The organism is Pseudomonas syringae (genome assembly GCF_021606685.1).
Taxonomy (GTDB): domain Bacteria; phylum Pseudomonadota; class Gammaproteobacteria; order Pseudomonadales; family Pseudomonadaceae; genus Aquipseudomonas; species Aquipseudomonas syringae_R.
The window spans coordinates 1-22,195 of sequence record NZ_WKCB01000085.1 but is presented as its reverse complement, the minus strand read 5'-3'; the positions used below and the strand labels follow the sequence as shown (position 1 = coordinate 22,195).

The 22,195-nt window shown below is 55.9% G+C and carries 24 protein-coding genes; 16 read left to right on the top strand and 8 right to left on the bottom strand.

Features of this window, described 5'->3' with window-relative positions:
- Positions 1 to 152 precede the first annotated feature (152 nt).
- The gene (locus GIW02_RS23300) at positions 153 to 806 is read right to left on the bottom strand and encodes an SDR family NAD(P)-dependent oxidoreductase (protein ID WP_236417015.1); all 654 of its coding nucleotides are present in this window, start codon (positions 804 to 806) and stop codon (positions 153 to 155) included.
- 86 nt (positions 807 to 892) lie between these two features.
- On the opposite strand from GIW02_RS23300, the gene GIW02_RS23295 reads away from it, so the two are divergent.
- The 4 genes from GIW02_RS23295 to ggt all read left to right on the top strand — a co-directional run bounded on the left by GIW02_RS23295 (position 893) and on the right by ggt (position 5,696).
- A complete protein-coding gene (locus tag GIW02_RS23295; protein ID WP_236417013.1) occupies positions 893 to 1,819 on the top strand; it encodes a LysR family transcriptional regulator in 927 nt (308 codons plus the stop codon).
- A 164-nt stretch (positions 1,820 to 1,983) separates the two neighbouring features.
- Positions 1,984 to 2,409 carry a VOC family protein gene (locus tag GIW02_RS23290; RefSeq protein WP_032885513.1) on the top strand — a complete coding sequence of 142 codons (426 nt, stop codon included), beginning with the start codon at positions 1,984 to 1,986 and terminating at the stop codon, positions 2,407 to 2,409.
- A 113-nt stretch (positions 2,410 to 2,522) separates the two neighbouring features.
- A complete protein-coding gene (locus GIW02_RS23285; protein ID WP_236417011.1) occupies positions 2,523 to 3,782 on the top strand; it encodes a cation:dicarboxylate symporter family transporter in 1,260 nt (419 codons plus the stop codon).
- Between the two features lie 234 nt (positions 3,783 to 4,016).
- The gene (gene ggt / locus GIW02_RS23280; protein WP_456361595.1) at positions 4,017 to 5,696 is read left to right on the top strand and encodes a gamma-glutamyltransferase; all 1,680 of its coding nucleotides are present in this window, start codon (positions 4,017 to 4,019) and stop codon (positions 5,694 to 5,696) included.
- A 152-nt stretch (positions 5,697 to 5,848) separates the two neighbouring features.
- Here ggt and GIW02_RS23275 read toward each other — a convergent pair whose 3' ends face one another.
- Positions 5,849 to 6,238 (bottom strand): winged helix-turn-helix transcriptional regulator, encoded by a 390-nt coding sequence (locus tag GIW02_RS23275; RefSeq protein ID WP_236417009.1) that lies wholly within the window; start codon positions 6,236 to 6,238, stop codon positions 5,849 to 5,851.
- Positions 6,239 to 6,350: 112 nt separating this feature from the next.
- On the opposite strand from GIW02_RS23275, the gene namA reads away from it, so the two are divergent.
- The 5 genes from namA (at position 6,351) to GIW02_RS23250 (ending at position 10,999) form a co-directional block, all read left to right on the top strand.
- Complete coding sequence (gene namA, locus GIW02_RS23270; RefSeq protein WP_236417007.1) at positions 6,351 to 7,391, top strand: NADPH dehydrogenase NamA; 1,041 nt, start codon at positions 6,351 to 6,353, stop codon at positions 7,389 to 7,391.
- A 68-nt stretch (positions 7,392 to 7,459) separates the two neighbouring features.
- A complete protein-coding gene (locus GIW02_RS23265) occupies positions 7,460 to 7,840 on the top strand; it encodes a nuclear transport factor 2 family protein (RefSeq protein ID WP_236417005.1) in 381 nt (126 codons plus the stop codon).
- A 255-nt stretch (positions 7,841 to 8,095) separates the two neighbouring features.
- On the top strand, positions 8,096 to 8,554 hold the full coding sequence (locus GIW02_RS23260) for a nuclear transport factor 2 family protein (protein ID WP_236417018.1): 459 nt from the start codon (positions 8,096 to 8,098) through the stop codon (positions 8,552 to 8,554).
- A gap of 303 nt (positions 8,555 to 8,857) precedes the next feature.
- Entirely contained in the window at positions 8,858 to 9,580 is a 723-nt protein-coding gene (locus GIW02_RS23255) for a GntR family transcriptional regulator (protein ID WP_236417003.1), read from the top strand.
- 180 nt (positions 9,581 to 9,760) lie between these two features.
- Complete coding sequence (locus tag GIW02_RS23250; protein WP_236417001.1) at positions 9,761 to 10,999, top strand: alpha/beta fold hydrolase; 1,239 nt, start codon at positions 9,761 to 9,763, stop codon at positions 10,997 to 10,999.
- Between the two features lie 108 nt (positions 11,000 to 11,107).
- Here GIW02_RS23250 and GIW02_RS23245 read toward each other — a convergent pair whose 3' ends face one another.
- On the bottom strand, positions 11,108 to 11,869 hold the full coding sequence (locus GIW02_RS23245; protein WP_236422096.1) for an SDR family oxidoreductase: 762 nt from the start codon (positions 11,867 to 11,869) through the stop codon (positions 11,108 to 11,110).
- A 17-nt stretch (positions 11,870 to 11,886) separates the two neighbouring features.
- The gene (locus tag GIW02_RS23240) at positions 11,887 to 12,513 is read right to left on the bottom strand and encodes a glutathione S-transferase family protein (RefSeq protein ID WP_236416989.1); all 627 of its coding nucleotides are present in this window, start codon (positions 12,511 to 12,513) and stop codon (positions 11,887 to 11,889) included.
- Between the two features lie 147 nt (positions 12,514 to 12,660).
- Here GIW02_RS23240 and GIW02_RS23235 point away from each other — a divergent pair, with 147 nt between their 5' ends.
- The 5 genes from GIW02_RS23235 to GIW02_RS23215 all read left to right on the top strand — a co-directional run bounded on the left by GIW02_RS23235 (position 12,661) and on the right by GIW02_RS23215 (position 16,195).
- On the top strand, positions 12,661 to 13,164 hold the full coding sequence (locus GIW02_RS23235) for a flavin reductase family protein (protein ID WP_236416987.1): 504 nt from the start codon (positions 12,661 to 12,663) through the stop codon (positions 13,162 to 13,164).
- 33 nt (positions 13,165 to 13,197) lie between these two features.
- The gene (ribB, locus tag GIW02_RS23230) at positions 13,198 to 13,845 is read left to right on the top strand and encodes a 3,4-dihydroxy-2-butanone-4-phosphate synthase (RefSeq protein ID WP_236416985.1); all 648 of its coding nucleotides are present in this window, start codon (positions 13,198 to 13,200) and stop codon (positions 13,843 to 13,845) included.
- A gap of 97 nt (positions 13,846 to 13,942) precedes the next feature.
- The gene (locus GIW02_RS23225; protein ID WP_034105481.1) at positions 13,943 to 14,359 is read left to right on the top strand and encodes a carboxymuconolactone decarboxylase family protein; all 417 of its coding nucleotides are present in this window, start codon (positions 13,943 to 13,945) and stop codon (positions 14,357 to 14,359) included.
- 46 nt (positions 14,360 to 14,405) lie between these two features.
- Positions 14,406 to 15,527, top strand: a complete 1,122-nt coding sequence (locus tag GIW02_RS23220; protein WP_110623609.1) for an LLM class flavin-dependent oxidoreductase — start codon at positions 14,406 to 14,408, stop codon at positions 15,525 to 15,527.
- Between the two features lie 140 nt (positions 15,528 to 15,667).
- Positions 15,668 to 16,195, top strand: a complete 528-nt coding sequence (locus tag GIW02_RS23215) for a DUF1097 domain-containing protein (protein ID WP_236417391.1) — start codon at positions 15,668 to 15,670, stop codon at positions 16,193 to 16,195.
- A 14-nt stretch (positions 16,196 to 16,209) separates the two neighbouring features.
- Here GIW02_RS23215 and GIW02_RS23210 read toward each other — a convergent pair whose 3' ends face one another.
- Complete coding sequence (locus GIW02_RS23210) at positions 16,210 to 17,085, bottom strand: LysR family transcriptional regulator (protein ID WP_236417392.1); 876 nt, start codon at positions 17,083 to 17,085, stop codon at positions 16,210 to 16,212.
- A 63-nt stretch (positions 17,086 to 17,148) separates the two neighbouring features.
- Positions 17,149 to 18,162, bottom strand: a complete 1,014-nt coding sequence (locus GIW02_RS23205) for a helix-turn-helix domain-containing protein (protein ID WP_236417432.1) — start codon at positions 18,160 to 18,162, stop codon at positions 17,149 to 17,151.
- Positions 18,163 to 18,547: 385 nt separating this feature from the next.
- On the opposite strand from GIW02_RS23205, the gene GIW02_RS23200 reads away from it, so the two are divergent.
- Both GIW02_RS23200 and GIW02_RS23195 read left to right on the top strand, forming a co-directional pair.
- Positions 18,548 to 19,993 carry an APC family permease gene (locus tag GIW02_RS23200; RefSeq protein ID WP_236417394.1) on the top strand — a complete coding sequence of 482 codons (1,446 nt, stop codon included), beginning with the start codon at positions 18,548 to 18,550 and terminating at the stop codon, positions 19,991 to 19,993.
- 97 nt (positions 19,994 to 20,090) lie between these two features.
- Complete coding sequence (locus GIW02_RS23195) at positions 20,091 to 20,672, top strand: TetR/AcrR family transcriptional regulator (RefSeq protein WP_236417396.1); 582 nt, start codon at positions 20,091 to 20,093, stop codon at positions 20,670 to 20,672.
- On the opposite strand, the gene GIW02_RS23190 is transcribed toward GIW02_RS23195, so the two are convergent.
- The gene (locus GIW02_RS23190) at positions 20,669 to 21,334 is read right to left on the bottom strand and encodes a Rossmann-fold NAD(P)-binding domain-containing protein (protein ID WP_236417398.1); all 666 of its coding nucleotides are present in this window, start codon (positions 21,332 to 21,334) and stop codon (positions 20,669 to 20,671) included. The two genes, GIW02_RS23195 and GIW02_RS23190, sit on opposite strands and share 4 nt — an antisense overlap.
- Positions 21,331 to 22,002 carry an NAD(P)-binding oxidoreductase gene (locus GIW02_RS23185; RefSeq protein WP_236417400.1) on the bottom strand — a complete coding sequence of 224 codons (672 nt, stop codon included), beginning with the start codon at positions 22,000 to 22,002 and terminating at the stop codon, positions 21,331 to 21,333. The genes GIW02_RS23190 and GIW02_RS23185 overlap by 4 nt, the downstream gene beginning before the upstream one ends.
- Positions 22,003 to 22,195 lie beyond the last annotated feature (193 nt).

Here is a 22,195-nt window from a genome sequence, read left to right as displayed (position 1 = left end):
GATTATGTGAAGTTATTTTTTAATTTAACAATATTTAACATTGTCGTGTGTCGATGTACGGCTCCTGCGTTACGAAGACAGGCCTTGAAACGCAAAGTGAGCACGGCTTTTGGCGGTGCTCACTGGAAAGCTGTGCGTTGTTACGCCAGGAATTAACGCGAGTAGGTGACTTCTGCCGTCCAGTCGGACATTTTCTGGTTGTGCAGGTCCCAGAACGCCTTCGCAATGCCAACGGCCTCCTCGGATTCCGGCTCGACGAACGCAGCCACAGTAACCGTAGCCACATGCACGTTGTGGGTTTTGGCCGACTCGAAGAGGCCCGCCGTCAGGGCACGAATACCGGCCTTACCCAGGCTCAACGAAAGGTAATCGGCATTCGGCTCGATGCCGAAGAAGCCACCCGTGAGCAGGAGTGTGCCGCTCTGGCGCGCGTACATGAGGTTGAGGCTGGCCTGCGCCGCGGCCAGTGCGCCACCGATGTTGACGTTGAGGTCGTGGTTGAACGTTTCGAGCGGCTGCTCGGCAAGGGACGCCTGGCGAATGATCGCGGCGTTGTAGTGCGTCACATCGAGCCCGCCAAAGCGTGTGTGGGTATGTTCGATCAACTGTGCGATGGCCTGCGGGTCTGCGGCATCGACCTGCTCGGCGTAAGCCTCATAACCGGCCTCTTGCAGGCGCTTTACCAGTGCCCGGGTCTTGTCCCGGTTGCGCGCGCTGAGAACGACCCGGAAGCCTTCACGGGCGAAACGTGCAGCTGTTTCATAGCCAATGCCAGGTCCGGTGCCGATGCTTAGAAAAGTCTTCATTACGGTTTCCTCTATCAGGTTTGAATGTTGTACTTAGGCTAACAGCTGCATAATTAGAGATAATCTTTGGGTGGTGAATAACTATCATGCAAAAAATGCACGAGTTGTTGGGCCGTGTGACGCTGGATGAGTTATCCGCGTTTGTGGCAGTGGTGGAAGCGCTCAGCTTCACCGAAGCAGCGAAAGTGATAGGACGTGACGCTACGATTGTTTCGCGTCGGGTCGGGCAGTTGGAGGAGCGGCTTGGCATACGTCTGCTCTCCAGGACTACGCGACGCGTGGCTCTGACGGAGGTGGGCACACTGTATTACCAACGGGTTCGCGCATTGCTGGATGAGTTGGATGGCGCAAGCCAGGAGGCGAGTAACTTCGCCACCAGCCCCCAAGGGTTGCTCAGGGTGTCACTGCCCATCACCTTTGGCCGCCGTTGGGTCGCGCCGCTGCTGCCGGCGTTTATTGCCCAGCACCCAAAAATTCGCGTTGACGCGCGCTTTGCTGATCGGTTCGTGGATGTCGTGGCGGAAGGCTTCGATGTTGCGATTCGCGTCGGCGTTCTGCGCGACAGCACGCTGGTAGCCAAACAGATCGCGCCTTTTCGCAATCGGCTATATGCCGCGCCCAAGTACATAGCGTCGCATGGTCAGCCTGACACCCTGGAGGCGTTGGCCGAGCATGCGTGTCTGGGATTCTGCAGCCTCTCCAGCTGGCCGGATTGGGTGCTGAAAAACGGCAGCCAGCAAAAGACTTTTCGACCGACGGGGCCGCTGATATCCGACAGTTCGGAGTCGCTTTTACTGGCGGCGGTGGAGGGTGTTGGGATCATTCTCACGCCTGATTGGCTGGCTGGCGCGGCGGTGCGCGATGGCACGCTGGTGCAAATACTGCCGCAATGGGAGGGCTCGGAAGCGGGTGGGATCTACGCCGTGATGCCTCCGGGGCGGTTGGTTCCGACGAAGACAAGGGTGTTTGTCGATCAAATCACTCATGCGATTCAGGCGGGTTGGGAGCAGTAAACAGAGATCACTGATTGACAAAATAAAATTGTGTTTGTGAAAAATTTATATTGATTTTTTTTAAGGTGGAGCGGCTTTAGCATAAATCCACCTTCAAAAAGCCGTCGGGCAGCGACCACGGTGTCCGGCACCACAAACCAATAAAAATTGTTATCGGAGTCCTGATGAGTCTTTCTCCTTTTCACCTCGCCATCCCGGTGTATGACCTGGCCGCCACACGTCACTTCTACGGTGAGGTGTTCGGTCTTTCCGAAGGTCGCTCTAGCGACCAATGGGTAGACTTCGATTTCTACGGCCATCAACTGGTCATCCATGAGCACCCAAAAACTGCTTCGCAGGAAAGCGTGCACAGCAACCCGGTAGACGGCCACGACGTACCGGTTCCGCACTTCGGCATCATCCTGGAGTGGGCGCAATGGGAAGCCCTGGCCGAACGCCTGAAAGCGCGTGCGACCAAGTTTGTGATCGAACCCTACATCCGCTTTAAAGGCCAGGTCGGCGAGCAGGCCACCATGTTCCTGTTCGACCCATGTGGCAACGCGCTGGAGTTCAAGGCGTTCAAGGATATGAGCCAGCTCTTCGCTAAATAATAAAAACCTGGCGCACGCCAAAGAGTGCGCCAGGAAAACTTAAATGAGCTGGAAGCTCATGAATCTAGCTACTGCCGTCACGCAGTCCTTTCATTCCAACAAAAAGGCTAGACATGAAACGTATCCCCTTAGTTTGGCAAATCGTTGCCGGGCTGTTGCTTGGCGTGCTCGTAGGTTGGTATTTCAATACCCACCCGGAAAATCAAGTCTGGGTCAGTACCGAAATCCTTAAACCGCTCGGTGATATCTTCATCAAGATGATGAAGATGGTCGTGGTGCCGATTGTTTTCTGCTGCATGATCCTTGGCATTGCCGGGGGCGGAGATAACAAATCGTTCGGTCGCATGGGCGCAAAGTCGCTGATCTACTTCTTTGCAATCACCAGCCTCGCCATCGTGCTTGGCTTGTGCTTCGCCAACATTTTCGAGCCGGGTAAGGGCACCGAAATCGCGGGCATCGCGCATAACGCAGCAGCCGTGCATATGGAGCCGTCGAAAGGCGCGCTGATCATCCTGCAGAACATCGTGCCCGATAACGTGATTGTCGCGATGTCGGAAGGGAAGTTGCTGTCGGTGCTGTTCTTTGCGGTGCTGCTGGGCATGGCGTTGAACACGCTGCCCAAAGCCAAGAGTGCACCGGTTGTAGCGGTTGTGCAGGGCTTCTCCGACGCAATGTTCAAGGTGGTGTCGTTTGTCATGGCCTACGCACCGATCGGTGTATTTGGCATGATCGGCGCCACTGTAGCGACCTTCGGATTCGCCTCGTTGCTGCCGTTGCTCAAGTTGATCGGTGTGGTGTACCTGGCGCTGATTACCTTTGCGCTGGTGATGCTCGGCGGTATCTGCTACCTGATCGGCGAAAACGTCTTCAAGTTGATCAAGTACTTCCGCGATGAGCTGATTCTGGCGTTCTCAAGTGCAGCCTCTGCAGCCGTCATGCCGCAGTTGATGACCAAGCTGGAAGCCTACGGCGTGCCTCGGCGCATCGTCAGCTTCGTGGTGCCGGTGGGTTATGCGTTCAACCTGGACGGTGCTTCGATCTTCCTCGGTGTGGCGACGATCTTCATTGCCCAGCTCTATGGCATCGACCTGTCACTGACTCAGCAGATTTTGCTGGTGGTCACGATGGTGCTCACATCCAAGGGCGCTGCGGGTGTACCTGGTTTTGCCATCATCATCCTGTCGGCCACCTTGGCGTCTGCCGGGCTGCCGCTGGAAGGGGTCGCGTTGATTGCCGGGATCTTTCGGATCATCGACAGCGGCACCACCACTTTGAACGTGCTGGGTAATGCAATTGCCCCCCTGGTCATCGCCAAGTGGGAGAAAGCCCCTCTGGAGCGAAAAAGCTCAGTAGGGGTCGAGCAGAACGCTTAATCAGCGACACACAAGAGCCTTCCACGTTAACCGCGTCGAGGGCTCTTTTTTTGGCTGACAAACCAATAAGAAGTTGTTGCGTGTTGATTCTTTTCAGGCGCCCGGGTGCTCGATTCAGATAAATAATCGTGCCCTGTTAGTTGCCACTGTGCTGCCATTATTTATAAAAAAAACAGGTGGTCTATGTGCAAGAAATCAGTGTTCTATCGGGCGCGTCGCTGCGTTGCACTATGGATGGTGTTGCTATTTATGGGAACTTATCAACTGGCGGTCGCCAGCCCACGCACGGCATTGACGCATTCTGCGGTGGCCGTACCTGACCAATTTGCTGCGGACACGGCCAACGCAATCTTTGCCAAAGGCGGGAATGCCGTGGATGCGGCTGTCGCCGTTGCCTTTTCCCTGGCCGTGACCTACCCCGAAGCCGGGAATATCGGCGGCGGCGGTTTCATGACCGTCTACTTCAAGGGCAAACCCTACTTTCTCGATTACCGCGAGCGTGCGCCGCTGAAAGCGACGCGAGACATGTTCGTCGACAGCTCGGGTAAAAAAGTGATTGCTGCCGACCAACCGCAAGGCAGTGTGATCGGCCACCGGTCGGTGGGCGTACCGGGTACGGTCGCCGGTTTGTGGGAAGCGCACAAACGCTTTGGCAAGCTCAAATGGACGCAACTGATCGAGCCGGCCATTCACTATGCGCACCATGGTTTCGTCGTCGATGAAGCACTGGCCAGTATCGCTACGAGCGAAAATGAAAAACGCTTTGCCGGTAAAACCAACTTCGCTGAACATTTCGGCAAGCTGCAGGCAGGCACTACCTTCAAGCAGCCTGAACTTGAGGCGGTTCTCAAGCGCATCGCCGCGCAGGGACCGAAAGGTTTTTACGCTGGTAAAACCGCTGCGCTGATCGTGACCGATATGAGTGCCAATGGCGGGCTGATCAGCACGCAGGACCTGGCCGACTACAAAGCCGTGTGGCGAGATCCCATACAAGCCAACTGGAATGGCTTTCAGATTGTCACCGCTCCACCGCCCAGCTCCGGCGGGGTCGCGCTCGTGCAACTGTTGAAGATGAAAGAGATGCGCCGCGAGGATTTCCAGGGCGTGCCGCTCAATTCCGCGCGCTATATGCACCTGGTGGCGGAGATCGAGAAGCGGGTGTTTGCCGATCGGGCGCAGTACCTGGGCGATCCGGATTTTTACACGGTGCCGGTGCATGAGTTGATCGACGAGCACTACCTGGCGGGTCGGGCGTCGCAGGTCAATTTGTCGGTCCCTTCGGACACCAATAAGGTCGTCGCCGGTTTGAATATCGAATCGCCGGAGAAACCCCAGACCACGCACTTCTCAATCGTCGATAGATGGGGCAATGCCGTTTCCAACACCTACACGCTCAATGGCTTTTTCGGCTCCGGTGTGGTCGCAGAAAAAACCGGTATTTTGCTCAATGACGAGATGGATGACTTTTCGGCACTGGCTGGGGTGCCCAATCAGATGGGCGTCGTGGGCACTGATACCAATGCTATCGAACCCGGAAAGCGGCCCTTGTCTTCGATGACTCCGACGATTTTCCTGAAGGACGGCAAAGTTGCCTTGGTGATCGGTACACCCGGTGGCTCGCGGATTTTTACTTCCATCTTCCAGGTCGTCAGTAACGTGTATGACTTCCACCTGGGGCTGAAAGACGCGGTGGGCGCGATGCGCTTTCACCACCAGTTGCTGCCTGCCAACACGATCTTCTGGGAACCCTATGCACCGATTTCTGGGCAACTGGCGACGGCTGTTGAAGGCGCAGGCTATAACCTCGCAAACCAGGGCTTCAATGGTGATATCCAGGCAATCAAGGTGGAACACGGCGTGCCTGAACCCGTATCTGATCCCAGGGGGAGGGGCGTCACGTCCATCGCCAAGTAGTGGGTCAATCCGCTCGTCTGGCTTACGAGCAGTTGGCCAGAAGCGCTCGGTAAGGGGGCATCGAGGTGGATCGGGTTCCACCATAGTCCACGCCCCAGTGCTAGTTCTCTATCCTGCGTTGGGGCGTTCGCCTGCCTGACAAGAATCTAAAGTCAGGCGAGCGATTCAAATGAATTTGCATCAATCTCAGCGCGCCTGAATGCCAGGATTGCACTCTCATGCACCGCTCCCCACTCCCGCATCGCGCTGATCAGAGGGGCAAGCGTGTTACCTAATTCTGTTAGGGAATACTCGACCTTGGGCGGGACCTCTCGATAGATTTCGCGATGGATAATCTTATCTGTCTCCAGCTCTCTGAGTTGTAGTGTGAGCATTCTCTGGGTCACATCTGGCATCAGCCGGCGCATTTCGTTGAACCGCTTAGTTCCTGACATCAGATGGAACAGTATGAGCGATTTCCATTTGCCGCCGATGACATCCACTGTGAAGGCGACAGGACAGGCAAACGCTTCCACTTCACTCTGTGGGGTGCATTTCTTCAAAGGGATCTCCTAGGTATAAAAAATGTACCTACAGCACAAAAATGTGCGTACTTACGCGAATCGGATGTGCACATTATCATTATTCCATATCGACCACTATGGAATTAGTTAGATGAGTTTGCTGCTGTCTCCTCATGAAATCAAAGGCCTTAAACTGAAAAACCGCGTGGTCATGTCGCCCATGTGCATGCACATGGCTGCCGATGATGGCTTTGTCACTGAGTGGCACCGAGTGCATTACGGTGCTCGCGCGTTGGGCCAGGCGGGGCTGATTTTCCCGGAAACGTTGGCAGTCCACGCCGACGGTCGTATCGGGGCCGGTGACCTCGGTATCTGGAGCGACGCACACATCGTCGGCTTGAAAGCGCTGACCGAACTGCTTCACAGCTTTGGTGCAAAAGCCGGTGCTCAGATCGGCCATGCGGGGCGCAACGCTGACCTGCCCAATCTCATTCACATCGCGCCATCGGCTATCCCGTTCACCGAAACCAGCCCCGTGCCTCGCGCACTCGCGGCTGAGGAAATTCCGGGGTTGGTAAAGCTCTACGGCGATGCCGCACGACGTGCCAGTGAAGCGGGCTTTGATGTGCTTGAGATCCATGCCGCACATGGTTATTTGCTGAGTGAGTTCCTCTCACCACTCGCCAATACCCGCGACGACGAATATGGCGGTGATGCCAAGCGTCGCTATCGCTTCCTGCGCGAAGTGCTGGAGGAAGTCAAAACCCATTGGGGCGATCGCCCTCTGTTTGTTCGTATCTCCAGCTCTGATTACGCCGAAGGCGGGAATACCCCCGAGTCGTTCCTTGAATACGGTCGCTGGATGAAAGAGCAGGGCGTCGATCTGATCGACTGCAGCTCCGGCGGGATCAAGATGATCAAGGTGCAGACCTATCCTGGTTACCAAGTACCGGCCGCTGAGTTGCTGCGCAAAGAATTGCATATTGCGACGGGTGCGGTGGGTGTCATCCAGAGTGGGCGTCAGGCCGAAGACATCCTGCAAAACGGCCGAGCTGACTTGGTGTTTGTCGGCCGACAAATGCTGCGTGATCCGTTCTGGGTGCGCACGGCAGCAGATAATTTGAAAGAAATCATTGAGATTCCTGCTGCCTACACGCGTTACGGGTCTGTATGGCTTGATACCAAAGCCTGAACTTGTCCACGTCGAACGCGCGCCGCTGGGGCGCGCTAATCTTCAATCCTATGAAGCAGGAGTCAACCATGAGCAAACCTACTTACGTACACGAATATCAAGCCGTCACCGAGGTGCTGAACCAGTACATCGAGGGCTGCAAGCAAGCAAAAAGCAGCCTCATGAAGCCAGCTTTCAATGAACAAGCGACCATGTTTAGCGTCGATGGCGACGGTAAGCTGGCCGGTGGCGCAATTCCAATCCTGTTCAAGGGGATTGATGAGGGTTTTCGCCCCTCTCCAGATGCACCGGCAGCTATCGTCCGCATTGAGATTGTCGGTACGGCGGCCAGCGCGCGCATCGACGCCAACGACATGTCAGGCATTTCTTTCACCGACTTTTTCCATCTGCTGAAAGTCGATGGCAAGTGGACGGTCGTCAGCAAGATTTTTCATACCCATGTCGCTTGAGCTTCTGTCGTCCTTGAGTCTGAGGTAGTTAAGGCTGCTTAGCCCTCAGACATATACATGGAAACGTCCTGAAACCCGCAAGTCGCGGTGTAACTGCGGGCGTAGTTATTGAAAATACCTTGTGCATCTCATTGCGAGGCTGCTTGCGAACAGCAGATTTGAGCGTTTGCCGTTGAAAAACTATCCATAATTGCACTCCCTACGAAGAGCGACTAAATGAAAGTTATATCTATTAAGCAGTTGTTTTTTGTGGCCTTGATTTCGAGCTTTGGCGCGTTGGCTCAAGCAGAAAACTCACCGAGCAATCCGCAAGTTATCAGTGGTAAATCAGTCAGCAAACCTACATATGTAGAAGACTATCAAGCTATTACAGAGGTGCTTAACAAGTATATTGAGGGTTGCAAGCAGGCCAACAGCAATATCATGAAACCCGCTTTCAATGAACATGCGACGATGTACAGCGTCGGCGCCAATGGCAAGCTGGAAGGCGGTGCGATTCCAATACTGTTCGAGGGGGTCGACAAAGATTTTCGCCCATCTCCTGACGCAAAGGCTGCGATTACCCGCATCGAGATCGTCGGTACCGCGGCTAGCGCTCGCATTGACGCCAACGACATGTCAGGTATTTCCTTCACGGACTTTTTCCATCTGTTGAAAGTCGATGGCAAGTGGACGGTCATTAGCAAGATTTTCCAAACGCATGAAGCGCCTTAATCAGTTTAAGGCGATTCCTTAAATTCGACCATTTGGCAGGGCGTTCGGACGCTATAGGTCGGACGCCTTACTGATTCTTTCTTATATATCTTCCTATTTCTGCTACCGGATCAGCGCACAATCATGTCCGCAAATCCGCCTTGGGTAGCTGTTTAGCGCTTTGTTCACATACAATCAGACAATCTCTGGGGTTGCACTGCGCTTTCCGGAGGGCTCGGGTTTCGGCATTCACCGTTGCCGTACTCGACTAATGACCTGTGAATTGCCCTGAGAAATTAAGATCCCTATGAGGAGAGTGTGTCGATGAGTGAATCAAGCCTCCAGGTTCCCAAACGTGGCGCGACCCTGCGTTTGTTAGTGGAAGACAAGATTCGGGAAGCTATCTCTACCGGCGTGTTGCGCCCTGGTCAGCGCTTGGTCGAGCGTGAACTGTGTGAGATGACAGGGGTTGGGCGTACCTCCATTCGTGAGGCACTGCGCCAACTCGAGGCGGAAGGCTTGATTACCTGCAACCCTCACAAAGGGCCGTCGGTGAACAAGATCTCCCTGGATGAAACGCGCCAGCTCTATGCCGTGCGCGGTCTGCTGGAGAGCTTTTCAGGCCAGGAATTCGCCGTGCTCGGTACCGACGCGCAGATCCGTCGGCTGGAGGAAGCGGCAGCGATGTTCGAATTTCGTGCCCAACAGTACTGGCAATATCCCGATCGCGACCTGGATAGCACGCGTGTTGCACGTGATGCCCTGATCGAGGCGAAAACCCAGTTCTATGTGTGCTTGATGGAGGGCAGCAACAACGTCTTCATTGTCCAGATGCTGACGACCCTGCATAACCGCATCACGCTGTTGCGGGCAATGTCCATGACGCAACCGGGGCGGCTCCAGCATTCGGTTGAGGAGATCAAAGAGATCGTTGCAGCGATCAAAGCCAGAGACGGTGCCAGGGCAGGGGAGGCCTGTCGCAAGCATATCCAGCTTTCGGCCAATGTGGCTATCAGCTATCTGGAGAGTGTAGAGGAGGAAGCGTAGTTTTGTACGATTGACAGATTGTCTGCAAATCTGGATATTCATCACGGCGTGGTCTCGCCTTTATCCTGTCGCCTGGCAGTTGATAAATGCGCACCGGCTTGCACGCTATGCAGCCCGCTTTGGGCGGTAGGACACTGACGTGATGACGCGGCACTGCAACAGTGGCGCAGGAGAAAAATAATGACTTTCATCAGTTTGAATCAGCGGCTGGTTGACGCTTACCCGGACCCCGAGCTGCGTCGGCTTGCGCCTGGGTTATCGGTGGCTGTCGAGTTCAGCGTAGGGGAGCAGTCGATTGGGCTGAGTGTTGTCGACGGGCGACTATTCAAAGGCTTTACAGGTGAGCCAACAATCCGCATCGAGGCCGACGAACCTGAGTGGGCGCGCGTGTTGTCTACTCCGCCGGCTGCCACCTACCACAGCTTTACAGCGCTGCAGATTGCCAACCCGGCATTTGAGGTGAGCGGCGATGCACAACTGATTGCCCAGGCGCGACCGTTTCTCGAGCGTTTGTTCGAGCTGGTCACCCTGACCCCTGCTACCCCGGCAGGCGCCGTCGAGCGGTCCCTTTCCCAGATTCAAGGCCAGTATGCCGAGGTGCACGCGGCGGGGCAGGCTTACGAGATGTATTACGAAGTGGCCGGGGAGGGTATCCCCTTGCTGTTCCTGCACACTGCAGGTGCTGATGGGCGACAGTATTTCGCGCAGATGGCGGACGTCCAGATGGCGCAGCAATTTCGTATGTATGCGATCGATCTTCCGTTCCATGGTAAATCGATGCCACCGCGAACGTGGGATGGAGCACCATACCTGCTGACCAGCGAACGTTATCAACAATGGTGCACGGCGTTTATTGAGCAGGTGATCGGCGCGCCGGCCATCGTTGTCGGCGGTTCCATGGGCGCTGCGATGTCACTGGTGCTGGCGGCCGAACACCCTGAGCAATTGATCGGTGTGGTGGCGCTGGAGCCGCCCTTCCAGTCGCGTGGCCGCCGCAACCCCTACCAAAATCACGTGCAAGTCCATGGCGGGCTGCATAACGGCGCCTATGTACGAGGTTTGATGAGCCCGACCAGCCCTGTCGAGGATCGGCGCCGCGCCAGCTGGATTTACTCCCAGGGCGGCCCGGGTATCTATCCCGGTGACTTGGCGTTCTACAGCGACGAGTTCGACGGGGCCGTGACCGCGCCGCGAATCGATGCAGGGCGCACACCGGTGGCGCTGCTTTCGGGCACTTATGATTACTCGGCTACGCCAGCGGACGGCGCCAAACTGGCCGAGTTGATACCGGGTTCGTTACACCTGGTGATGGACGGGCTAGGGCATTTTCCGATGACTGAGCATCCGGATCACTTTCGGCATTATCTAATGCAGGGCCTGGCCCATGCTGCACAGCGAGCAGGGCTGACTACCGCCTGATTACGCGGGAACAGGCCGCCGGTTTAGCCCTTCGTGGTGGCCGGCGGCTTTCGTTTATGGTGTGCAAAAAAAGCCCGGCATTCACCGGGCAAAGGTCACAGGTATAGGTCAGTCAACCAAGTGGTTGCCGATTGAAGATCCGCCATCCACCGTCAGAATGCTGCCGGTCGCAAAGCGTGAGCGGTCGGAGGCGAGAAACAGGAAGGCTTCGGCGATCTCCTCCGGCTGCCCCATTCGATTCAACACGGCGCGTGCGTCGAACGCTGCTCGCAGGGCCTGCGGGTTATCTGACTGGGCAAAAATCCGGTCGAAGTAAGGGCTGTCGATGGTGCCCGGCGCGACGGCATTCACGCGGATGCCATCTGCAGCATGGTCCAGTGCCATTGCACGTGTGAGCGCCGATACCCCGCCTTTGGAGGCCACATAGGCGGTACGGTTGGCAATCGCGCTGGTGGCTGTATAGGACGTGGTGTTGATGATGGACCCGGACTTCTGCCTGGCCATGACGGGCACCACATGCTTGGCACACAGAAACATGCCTTTGAGATTGACCGACATCAGACGGTCCCAATCCTCTTCCTCGATGGTGACAACGTTGCCGGTCATGCCGAAGCCGGCGTTGTTTACCAGCACGTCGATGCGGCCAAAATGCTCAATGACCGTTTCTACCATCGACTGTACGTCGGCGTTCACGGCGACATTGCATGCGATTGCGAAAGCGTTGATCTCATCCGCCGTAGCACGCGCCGCCTCGATGTTCACATCGGCCACGATCACCGACGCCCCGTTTTTTGCAAAAAGTGTGGCTACCGCTTTACCGATGCCGCTGGCGGCGCCCGTGACGATGCAGACCTTATTGTGTAATTCCATAGCACTCATCTCTCTGATCAAACTACCGGGCCGGCCCATTTCTGGCGGAAGGATTGATGCTTGAGCAACCTTGCGTACCAGGCCTTGAGGTTGGGCAATTCCGCCCGGTCGAAGTCCATGTTCAGCCAACGGTGTGCGTGCACAGCCCAGGCAATGTCGGCGATGGTCATCGTTTGCCCGCAGATGTACTCATGTGTGGCCAGGCGCTGCTCTATCCAGCCCCAGACCTTGCTGGCTTCGCGGATGGCGGTTTCCAGCGCGGGTGTATCGCGTTTTTCCGGGGCGGTGCGAATCAACTGGAAGAACACCACGGTCTGTGGTCGTGTGAGCTGTGTCTGCTGACAGTCCAGCCACTGGTCGACCAACGCACGTAGCTTGGGCGCCGCCGGGTAGAGGGTGCTGGTCGGTGCATAAGCGTTGCACAGGTAGCGCATCACTGCGTTGCTTTCCCAGATCGTGAAGTCACCGTCGACCAGGGTTGGAACCAGACTGGTGGGGTTCATCCCGCGGTAATCGTCCTCTTCAAGCCCGCCGAAGACATTGCCCAAGTCGATCCTCTCGTAGTCGAGCCCCAGCTCGTCCATCAGCCAGACGACTTTCATGACGTTGCTGGATTTCATATGGCCATACAGCGTGCGTGGCATGGGTGTGTCCCTCGTTGAATTAAATGCTCGATCACTTATAAAAGTCGTCAGACAATCTGTCAATCATGCAAAATATTTTGACAGATTGTCTGACGATCTGTAGGTTTTCATTCCAACACCCCATGGGACTCCTTGGAAGAGGCAGACATGAAAGAACAACAACAAGAAAAAGAACTCGTTAACGACTTCAAGCTGGCAATGCGTCGATTGACGTCGACCATCTCGCTGATCACCACGCGCCACTTGGGCCAGCCGTTCGGTATGGCTGCGACGGCGGTGCAGTCGGTGACTGCCGATCCCGCCACCATCCTCGTCTGCGTCAATCGCTCGGCCTCCATCAGTACTGCGCTGGAGGTGAGCGGTCGCTTCGCGGTGAACATGCTGCACCTCTCCCACGTCGATCTGGTGCCGATTTTCAGCGGCCAGCTCAAAGGGCAGGAGCGCTTTGAGCATGGCCAGTGGGTAGAGCAGCACGGCGTGCCGGTGCTGGCCGACGCGCAGGCGGCGCTGGTGTGCGAGGTGTGTGAGGTCGCGACCATCGGCTCTCACGATGTGATTTTTGGCCGAGTGCTGTGGGTCGATACCCGGCCGGATATTTCTCCACTTTTGTACGAAGACGGGCGCTTCGCCAGATCCGCCGCGATCAAGTGATATCTCCTGAGACTTGAGACCGTAGAGGTTGTTATGGGCTTTGCAACGATTGAGAAAGCACTGGAAGTCATCGCTACCGGCGGGATGGTGATCGTGGTGGATGACGAGAGCCGCGAAAACGAAGGCGATGTCGTGATGGCTGCCGAGTTCGCCACCACGCAGGCGTTGACGTTTATGGTCAGCCGATGCCGTGGGATCGTCTGCGCGCCGATGCCTGAACGCATTGCGCGGCGCTTGGAATTACCGCTGATGGTGGAACGCAACACCGACTCTATGAAAACCGCGTTTACCGTTTCTGTCGATTTGATAGCCGGCGTCACCACCGGCGTTTCAGCGGCAGAGCGCGCGTTGACGCTTCGAGCCCTTGCTGCGGCTGACACGACGGCGCAGGCACTTTCAAGGCCAGGGCATATTTTCCCGCTGATCGCACGCAACGGTGGCGTTGAAGAGCGCGCCGGTCACACCGAGGCGGCTGTTGATCTTGCTGAGCTGGCAGGGTTATCACCGGTAGGGGTGATCTGCGAGATCCTCAAGGACGACGGCAGCATGGCGCGTCGCGCCGACCTTGAAGTGTTCGCACAGCAGAACGATCTCATCATCATTTCGATTGCAGAGTTGATTGTGTGGAAAGCAGCGAATGCTGTTAGCGCTAAACAAGTAAGGCCCAGTTTGGTGGCATAGCTCCAACCCAGAATTTTTAACCGCAACACTTTAGCGCGATGGCTGTGTAGGCAGTCATAGGGTCGCCAAGGTATTAACTCACCCCGAGGAAAATGAAATGAACAGCCAAGCAAAAATTACTTCGCCCGATGGCAACCAACTTTCCGAGCGTTTCCACGACGGCCTCAAGACCCGCCGTGAAGTGCTGGGTGAAGCTTATGTGGATGGTTCCATTGCCAAGGCCACTGACTTTAACTGGCCGGTTCAGGAGTTGGTGACCGAGTATTGCTGGGACGCTATTTGGAATCGTCCGGGTCTGGATCGTCGTACACGCTCGTTCCTGAACCTGGGCATGATTTCGGCGTTGAACCGTCCCCATGAGTTGAAGTTGCATGTGCGCGGCGCGATCAACAATGGTTTGAGCAAAGAAGAAATTCGCGAAGTACTGCTCCAGGTGGCCATTTATTGTGGTGTGCCGGCTTCGATTGATGGCTTCCGCCTGGCGCAGGAAGTGTTTGACGATATGGGCGTCTGACCCAGCGCTCCGTAAGCATCAACAACAATAAAAAGAGGAATGTGAAATGGACATGCAAGAACGCTTTCACGAAACCGGCAACCCTATGTTCAACGACAACGCGCTGAAATTGGGTGTGTTCGGAACCAACTGCTCAAACGCCTGCGCAATCACCACGGCTGAATCCACGTTTGAGCCGACCTTCGAGCACAACGTAAAGATCGCTCAGCAGCTGGAAGCGGCGGGGTGGGAGTGCATGGTACCTATCGCGCGTTGGCGTGGTTTCGGTGGTGAGACCAACTTCAACGGCACCAACATGGAGACGTTCACCTGGGCCGCTGCGATGGCTGCAGTTACCACCAAGCTGCAGTTTTTCTCCACCACCCACGTGCCCACTATTCATCCGATCGTTGCGGCTAAAATGGCGACCACCATCGACCATATTTCCAAAGGCCGTTTTGGCTTGAACCTGGTGACCGGCTGGTTTACCCCGGAAATGGAGATGTTTGGTCGCGAGATGATGGAGCACGACCAGCGCTACGAATACGCGGATGAATGGATGGATATCGTTGCTGCGTTGTGGGCGCGTAATGGTGTGGATTACAACGGTGACTTCCACAAGACCAAAGACGCCGTCATGGAGCCCAAACCTTACAACAAGGCGGGGCGCCCGGTGATGATCTGCGCCGGGTCGTCGGGTAAAGGTCTGGATTTCACGGCCAAGCACTGCGATTTCAACTTCGGCTTCATGCAGGACATGGAGAAAGGCGCCGCCTGGGTCAAGCACGTCAAGGACCTGGCCCGCTCCAAGTTTGGCCGGGAACTGGGGACCTTCACATCGTGTCCGGTCATTGTGCGAGAAACGGAAAAGGAAGCGCGCGAATACTACGACTACTACGTCAAAGAAAAGGGCGACCGCGTTGCGTGCGACAACCTGGCCGATGTGCTGCAAGTCCAATCGCAGAACCACTCCGCAGAGATGTACGCGAAGTTCAAGGAACGCTTCATCGCGGGCTGGGGCGGTTATCCACTGATTGGTTCGCCTGAGCAAGTGGCCCAAGGCCTGATCGACCTGAAGAAAACCGGGGTCGACGGTACGTTATTGACCATGGTTGATTACAACGAAGAACTGCCGTTTTTCAATGAGCGGGTAATGCCATTGCTGAAGCAGGCAGGCCTGCGTCGCTGAGTGTTGAGCCAACAAAGCCAGGCCTCATGACCCATGAGGCCTGGCTGACGTTCGCACGCGACAAAATGTACAAATCGATGTTTTCCAGAAGCGCCTGATGCACGACAAACAACAATAAACGCGTTGCAGGAGTGAATAGGATGTCGACAAGATTTTCGTTGAATTTAAGTATATGGATCGGAATTACCGTAGGGCTGTATGTGCTGTTGTATCTAATGAGCCCGCTCGGTTTATTGGGCGCGCTGCCGTGCACATTTGTTGCGTTGCCTATCTACCTGAGTGGTGGCGCCAAGGCCGAAAAACTCGCGGACGCCTGCCTGAGTGCTGTTGCAGGAGTGGTATGGGGGCTCGTTTTTATCTACCTGGATTCGCTGTTCGCCCATGAGGGCTTGCACCCGCTGGTAGCGTCTGCACTTTCGGTAGGCCTGGTCACCATAGCGCTGTGCGCGACGCACTTGCTGTTCACCCCGTGGGGGCTGTTTTCAAATATTCCTATGATGTTTGGTGCCGTCGCGTGTACGTTCTTTGTTGGTCCGGACAAGTGGTTTTACATCATGGTCACGCTTTGCCTGGGCGTGCTGTTGGGGTTTATCAACCATTCGGGCCGCAAGTTTCTGGATGAGCGCGGGCGGTGGACGCTGCTTCGTGCGCGTAAGATCGAAGAATAAACCTTGCGACCCCTCTAGTGTTTTTTCACCGCTTGCTCGGTAATCAGTTGCGCCAGCAGTTTCACCGGTTCCGTAAGGCTGCGGCGCGCGCGATGCACCAGGCCGATATCGCGATGGAATGTACGCTGTTTCAGGTCGATCGCGCGCACTTCAGCAGGCCACTCTTTGCGGGTGGCCGTTTCCGGTACCAGGGCCACACCGACGCCGTTAGCGACCAGCTTGATGATCGCATCGAGCTCGTCGAGTTCGCAGACTTCATGCAATGAAAAATGGGTCTGTCGCAAGAACCGATCAACCTGGCGCCCGCCAAAAGATGAGCGATCGTAGCGGATAAAGGGCTGGGTTGAGACCAACTCAGCCCAGTCGTCTCCCGGCATATCGGCGGGAACAATCAGTCGATACGGTTCGCGCGCCAAGGTTGTCCAGCGCAGATCGCTTTGAAGAGAAAAGGGTGGGCGGATAATTGCCGCCATGTCGATTTCACCCGAGTCGACATGGTTCACCAACTCCATCGAAAGGCCCGGAATGACGCGTGTTCTGCAGGCCGGGGAGCGCTGGTGAAATTCAGCCAGCGCTTCCGGCAGATAAGAGCGTTGAACGGATGCAATCGCGCCGATAGTCACCAGAACGCTGGCCGGCAGGCCCACCGAGCTTGTGCCCAGGTTTTTAAACTGAAGCACCAGTTCCTGGCCTTGCGCCAGCACTTGATGCCCCATCTGATTGAGTTGCGCCGAACGCCCTTTGCGGTCGAACAACTCGACCCCAAGCTCGGCCTCAAGGCGTTGCATCTGCGCGCTGACCGCTGCCTGAGTCAGGCCGATTTTGCTGCCGGCGGCTGCAAACGTGCCTTCTCTCGCTACGGCGATAAGGGTTTTCAGTTCTTTGATCATGCGCAAATAATAGTTATGTTTCGTTTGGAAATATATTCATATTTTTGTTATTGGAAGGGTCTTTCAACTCAGTGGGGGCCAGGTTCCCATCCCGACACAGGGCGGGTTGCGGTACGTTTCCGAAGGTAACTCTCCAAACTGGTTTTTGTAGTAGTGGGAGAACATACAAAAGTGCCAAAACCCCCAGCGCATAGCGGCTTCAGACACTGAAGGCACCCCACTTAAAATGTCTTTGCGGGCACCGTGCAAGCGCACCTGGCGGATATAGGTGCATGGATTGACGCCCACCACCTGAATGAATGCGCTGTGCAGTCCACGCCTGCTCATGTGCAAGTATTCGCACAAGGCCTCCACAGAGTGGTTGGAGGTTGGTTGGCTCAAAATAAACGCGCGCGCCCTGTCTACCATTGCGCGATGAACCCGATGATCGCGAGGTGAAGAGGATGAGCTATGGGACAAACTGCCCATCGCTTCAAGCGCCGCCACGGTGACATCCTCGCAGAGTTGCAGGCGCGTGGCCTCACTGTCGATCGAGTCCGGACACGCCACGGCTGAACCCAGGCCTGATAGCAGCAAGGATTTGTATCGAGCGATCCCCTGTGTATCGCCTTTGAGCAGGCAGGCGCCGTTGACCAGGCGGTCGGCGCTTACCCCGTACAGACCCTGGGACAGCGCGTTCAGGAATGACACGTCAATCGTCGCTGCAAGAATGTCGGACTTGGTTGTCGCACAGAAACGAGCTTCTTCACCTTGACGCATGATGAATAACGAGTCGGCCTGCATTTCCCTGTTCTGCCAAGAGCACGCCCCTGCATGCAAGGTCACACCTATCATCACGACATCGGTGTCAGCGACCGAGCGTTGATCGACGGCTTGGTTGATCCATTCTCTGAACACTTGGACTCGCCCAAGAGACGCACGCGCAACGCCGCCTTCAAAGTTGCCACAGGAGAGCTGGGTGTAGTCCTGCATCCAGTCAGGAAGAATTCTCGATTGAAGGAACGGGTCATTTGATCGCTCACATGCAACTCTTGGAAGTGCGGTGGGCGGGAGTGCGATATCTGGATTGGGTTGCATCACGACAGTCTCCGAAGTCTGCGGTAGAAGCAGCAATGTTCGTTCCAGATTGCCGCGCGCAATCAGCGTTTCAGATAAAAGAATTGATCGCTAAATGCACCGTAAAGCAGCGTGGTGTTTTCCTTTTGGTGCGCACTGAAAAACAGTCATGTTTTGCCTGCACCACACGCCGATATTGGATAGCGGGGAATTTAGCGCGGGCGCAACAATGATCACGACGCATGTTGTCGATTCGGTGAGTCGGCCTATCAGGGGCACTCCCTTTAAACGCGCGTCACTTTAGTTGCGGTTCAGACAACTGCGAACTTACTGAAACCGTCAGGGCAGGGACGTCGAAGATAGATCAGTGATCTCTTGCGGGAAAACAATATCCATAGGGGCGAATATGCACACTGCAGAGCCAGGCATTACTGATAACAAACCGGGCTTGTCCGGGTCTTTAGGTGTTACCTCGATTGTGCTGATGGTGATCGCAACGGCCGCGCCATTAACCGTGATGGTTGCCAATACGCCGCTGATTATTTCCATGGGCAATGGCGCCGCAGCGCCATTTGACGCAATGATTGCAACGGTGATCATGTTTCTCTTCAGCGTGGGTTTCATCTACATGTCGAGGTACATCACCAACGCAGGGGCGTTCTATTCCTATATCCAGAAAGGCATGGGTCGGTCCATTGGGTTGGGATCCGCGACCCTGGCAGTGATCTCGTACTTCATGATCCTGGTGGCGTTGGAGGCTTACATCGGCTTCGCCTTGTCGCAGCTTTTGCTGACCACGCTGGGTATCACTATTTCCTGGTGGCTTCTGGCATTGGCTATTACCGCGTTGGTAGGGATCCTGGGCTATCAGAAGATTGAACTGAGCAGCAAATTCCTGGGTGTGGCATTGGTGCTGGAAATTCTCGTCGTGTTGGTGGTGGACGCCGCCATTATCGGCAGCGGCAGTATTGGCCCTGATGCGCTGGAGCCGTTTTCGGCAACCACCATTCTGTCGGGGTCGCCGGGGCTTGGGATCATGTTCGCCATCTATTGCTTCACGGGGTTTGAGTCGACGGTGGTCTATCGCGAAGAAGCGGTGAACCCGAATGTGACCATTCCAAAGGCGACTTACATTGCGGTATTTGTGATTGGCGTGTTCTACGCCGTGTCGATGTGGTGCCAGGTGAACGGGGTGGGGTTGTCGCAAGTGGTCCAGCAAGCGACCGATCACCCAGGTGATATGTATTTGACCATGGTGGAGCGATACACCAACAAAGCGTTTGTGGATGTCATGCAAGTTTTGCTGGTGACCAGCCTATTTGCGTGTGTGTTGTCGCTGCATAACATCGTCGTTCGCTATCAATACGTGCTGGGACGCTTTGGCGTGTTGCATTCAAAGTTGGGGAGTGTGCATCAGAAACACGGTTCACCCTTTGTGTCCTCGGTATTGCAAACGGCGTTGTCGCTGCTGGCGGTCACCATTTGCGCGCTGATCGGAATGGACCCGGTCACCCAGATCTATGCGTGGGGTGCGACAGCGGGAACACTCGGTTACATGGTGATCCTGTCCCTGACGTGTGTTTCGGTACTGGTGTTTTTCCGCAGAAGCGACACGCCACATCCGTTCTGGAACACCGTTGTGGCACCCACCGGCGGTTTCCTTGGGTTGGTCGGTTGCCTGATCGTGGCGGTCCAGAATCTGCCCGCGCTGGTTGGCGGTGAGAATGCCGGACTTGCAGCCTCCATCATGGAAATGATTGTGATGATTTCATTCATCGTGGGCTGTGCCGCTGCCTTGATGATGAAGGTGATGAGCCCTGCGAGATTTGCGCTGTTGAAACAGGTGGGTTGAGTTCCCATCTTCATCCTTGCTGCACATGTGAACAACGGCAGGCGCTCCACCGGGCGCCTGCCGCTTGATCGTTTTTTTTGATAGCATGCGCCGCATTATGAAGAAACCCGCCCATGACATGCGCCAGCACATCATTGATGTCGCCCGGTCGCTGATGACCCAGAAAGGTTACACCGCTGTCGGCCTTACCGAGCTGCTCGCGGCTGCGGGTGTGCCTAAAGGGTCGTTCTATCACTACTTTCGATCAAAGGACGAGTTCGGCCAAGCGCTGCTCGAAGAGTACTTTGACGAGTACCTCACGCGTGTCGATGTGCAGTTGGCCAGTGAGGGCTCCGGCGCCGAACGTCTGCTGATCTATCTACGCTATTGGGCCGAGACACAGGCGTTTGATCACACCGATCAAAAATGCCTGGTGGTCAAATTGGGGGCGGAAGTGTGTGATCTGTCCGAAAACATGCGCGGTGTACTTGAGAAGGGCACTGCCCTGATCATTGAGCGGATGATCCGTTGTGTTGAGCAGGGTAAGGCGGACGGCTCCATCAGTGTGTCCGTTGATTCAGCAATATTGGCTGAAGCGCTCTACCAGATGTGGCTGGGCGCCTCGTTGTTGGTCAAGGTCAACAGAACACGTGAGCCTTTTGATGCTGCGCTTGATATGAGCCGACGCTTGTTGGCTTAGTGTCGATCGGCAGGCTTGGTCATGCTGCTCGATGGCACCACATGAATGCCAGGCTCCTGACTGATCGCGGCTTCAAGCAATGCCCGGGCAATCAGCACCGGTGGATTGAGACGCCAGCGTTCAGGTAACAGCGGCGACGCAAGCTTTAGCATCAAGATCAGCGCACGCTCGGCATGGCGCACCTCATCCCGCTTGCCTGCGATGACACCCGGCCGCACATACGTCAGCGATTCAAACCCCACCTTCGCCAGATCCTGTTCCAGGCGGCCTTTGACCTGGTTATAGAAAAACGAAGATCCAGCATCTGCGCCGATAGCCGAATTCAGCACGTAAGTCGGCGTTCCATGAGCGCGTGTGAGCCTGGCCACTGCCAATGGATAGGTGTGGTCGACTCGCTCGAAGGCTGCTCTGGAGCCGGCTGTTTTGAGCGTGGTACCTAGCGTGCAGATCACAGCATCTGCATGCCAGAGATCAGCCTGTTCGTCCAAGTGATCAAAATCGATGGGCGTGGCAATGAGTTTAGGGTGCGCCGCCAAAGCCTTGCGTGTTGGCGCGTAGACTTTGCCGACCCGTGGATCCGCCAGGGCCAGACCCAGTACATGGCTGCCAACCAGCCCGCTTGCGCCGACCAGCAACAGCTTGAATACTTTTGGCTCGTTCATGCCGGAGTGCAATCTCGCGCAAAGTTCTGGATAGCCTCGTTGACCGGTGTGGTGCCTTGGGTCAGTTCGATGATGACGCGACTCACGTCAGGCTGTTCGATTATCTGCAACAAGGCTGCGGCGACGTCGTCGCGCGGCACGTCGCCATAGGGGATAGCCAGGCCCGCGTGGACCTTGCCACTGCCGGGTGAGTCCAGCAAGGTACCGGGGCGCAGAATGACCCAGTCTAGATCGCTCGCGGCCAAGTGCACGTCGGCGCGTTTTTTCACGGCCATGTAGTTTTCGAAGGTCTCGGAAACTGATTTTCCACGCGACGCTTCTGGAAACGCCGAGACTAGAATAAATCGTTGAATGCCTGCTAGCCGAGCCGCGGCTACAGACAGCTCCAGGCCTTTACCGTCAATGGCGTCCGTCATCTGTGCACCACCTTTGCCGCCGGCACCGGCCGCGAATACTACGGTATCACTGCCTGCCATCAGCTTGGCCAGTGCCTCTGTGTCAAGCTCAAGCAAGTTACCGGCAACTGGGTTGGCGCCGAGCGCTTTGAGGCCCTCGGCTTGTTCCGCATGACGGTATAACGAATGTGGTTGATGGCCTCGTTCGGCCAGCTGTTGAGCAAGGCTTCGGGCCACTTTACCCGAACCACCGACGATAAAAACTGAGTGCATAGCTCCTCCAGATCAGGCGATGTTTCAAAAATGGCTCGCGCAAGCCAACCTGCAAACGCTCTTGGCCAGTGCACGCTGAGGGTTATTCTATATTGATCGCTACAGAATTTGTCAAGCGACTGGCGGATTTGTCCCCGGCCACGTGCGCGCTGGTCAATCGGTGGGATGGGTCAAAAAACGGCAGGGAATAAAC

Excerpts from the sequence above, each read along its gene's own strand:
- GIW02_RS23210 (WP_236417392.1), bottom strand. The coding sequence starts at position 17,085 with ATGATCAAAGAACTGAAAACCCTTATCGCCGTAGCGAGAGAAGGCACG.
- GIW02_RS23190 (WP_236417398.1), bottom strand. The coding sequence starts at position 21,334 with ATGAACGAGCCAAAAGTATTCAAGCTGTTGCTGGTCGGCGCAAGCGGG.
- GIW02_RS23250 (WP_236417001.1), top strand. The coding sequence starts at position 9,761 with ATGACTTTCATCAGTTTGAATCAGCGGCTGGTTGACGCTTACCCGGAC.
- GIW02_RS23205 (WP_236417432.1), bottom strand. The coding sequence starts at position 18,162 with ATGCAACCCAATCCAGATATCGCACTCCCGCCCACCGCACTTCCAAGA.
- GIW02_RS23290 (WP_032885513.1), top strand. The coding sequence starts at position 1,984 with ATGAGTCTTTCTCCTTTTCACCTCGCCATCCCGGTGTATGACCTGGCC.
- GIW02_RS23215 (WP_236417391.1), top strand. The coding sequence starts at position 15,668 with ATGTCGACAAGATTTTCGTTGAATTTAAGTATATGGATCGGAATTACC.
- ribB (WP_236416985.1), top strand. The coding sequence starts at position 13,198 with ATGGGCTTTGCAACGATTGAGAAAGCACTGGAAGTCATCGCTACCGGC.
- GIW02_RS23185 (WP_236417400.1), bottom strand. The coding sequence starts at position 22,002 with ATGCACTCAGTTTTTATCGTCGGTGGTTCGGGTAAAGTGGCCCGAAGC.
- GIW02_RS23220 (WP_110623609.1), top strand. The coding sequence starts at position 14,406 with ATGGACATGCAAGAACGCTTTCACGAAACCGGCAACCCTATGTTCAAC.
- GIW02_RS23200 (WP_236417394.1), top strand. The coding sequence starts at position 18,548 with ATGCACACTGCAGAGCCAGGCATTACTGATAACAAACCGGGCTTGTCC.
- GIW02_RS23195 (WP_236417396.1), top strand. The coding sequence starts at position 20,091 with ATGAAGAAACCCGCCCATGACATGCGCCAGCACATCATTGATGTCGCC.
- GIW02_RS23255 (WP_236417003.1), top strand. The coding sequence starts at position 8,858 with ATGAGTGAATCAAGCCTCCAGGTTCCCAAACGTGGCGCGACCCTGCGT.
- GIW02_RS23245 (WP_236422096.1), bottom strand. The coding sequence starts at position 11,869 with ATGGAATTACACAATAAGGTCTGCATCGTCACGGGCGCCGCCAGCGGC.
- GIW02_RS23285 (WP_236417011.1), top strand. The coding sequence starts at position 2,523 with ATGAAACGTATCCCCTTAGTTTGGCAAATCGTTGCCGGGCTGTTGCTT.
- GIW02_RS23300 (WP_236417015.1), bottom strand. The coding sequence starts at position 806 with ATGAAGACTTTTCTAAGCATCGGCACCGGACCTGGCATTGGCTATGAA.
- GIW02_RS23240 (WP_236416989.1), bottom strand. The coding sequence starts at position 12,513 with ATGCCACGCACGCTGTATGGCCATATGAAATCCAGCAACGTCATGAAA.
- ggt (WP_456361595.1), top strand. The coding sequence starts at position 4,017 with ATGGTGTTGCTATTTATGGGAACTTATCAACTGGCGGTCGCCAGCCCA.
- GIW02_RS23225 (WP_034105481.1), top strand. The coding sequence starts at position 13,943 with ATGAACAGCCAAGCAAAAATTACTTCGCCCGATGGCAACCAACTTTCC.
- namA (WP_236417007.1), top strand. The coding sequence starts at position 6,351 with ATGAGTTTGCTGCTGTCTCCTCATGAAATCAAAGGCCTTAAACTGAAA.
- GIW02_RS23295 (WP_236417013.1), top strand. The coding sequence starts at position 893 with ATGCAAAAAATGCACGAGTTGTTGGGCCGTGTGACGCTGGATGAGTTA.
- GIW02_RS23265 (WP_236417005.1), top strand. The coding sequence starts at position 7,460 with ATGAGCAAACCTACTTACGTACACGAATATCAAGCCGTCACCGAGGTG.
- GIW02_RS23235 (WP_236416987.1), top strand. The coding sequence starts at position 12,661 with ATGAAAGAACAACAACAAGAAAAAGAACTCGTTAACGACTTCAAGCTG.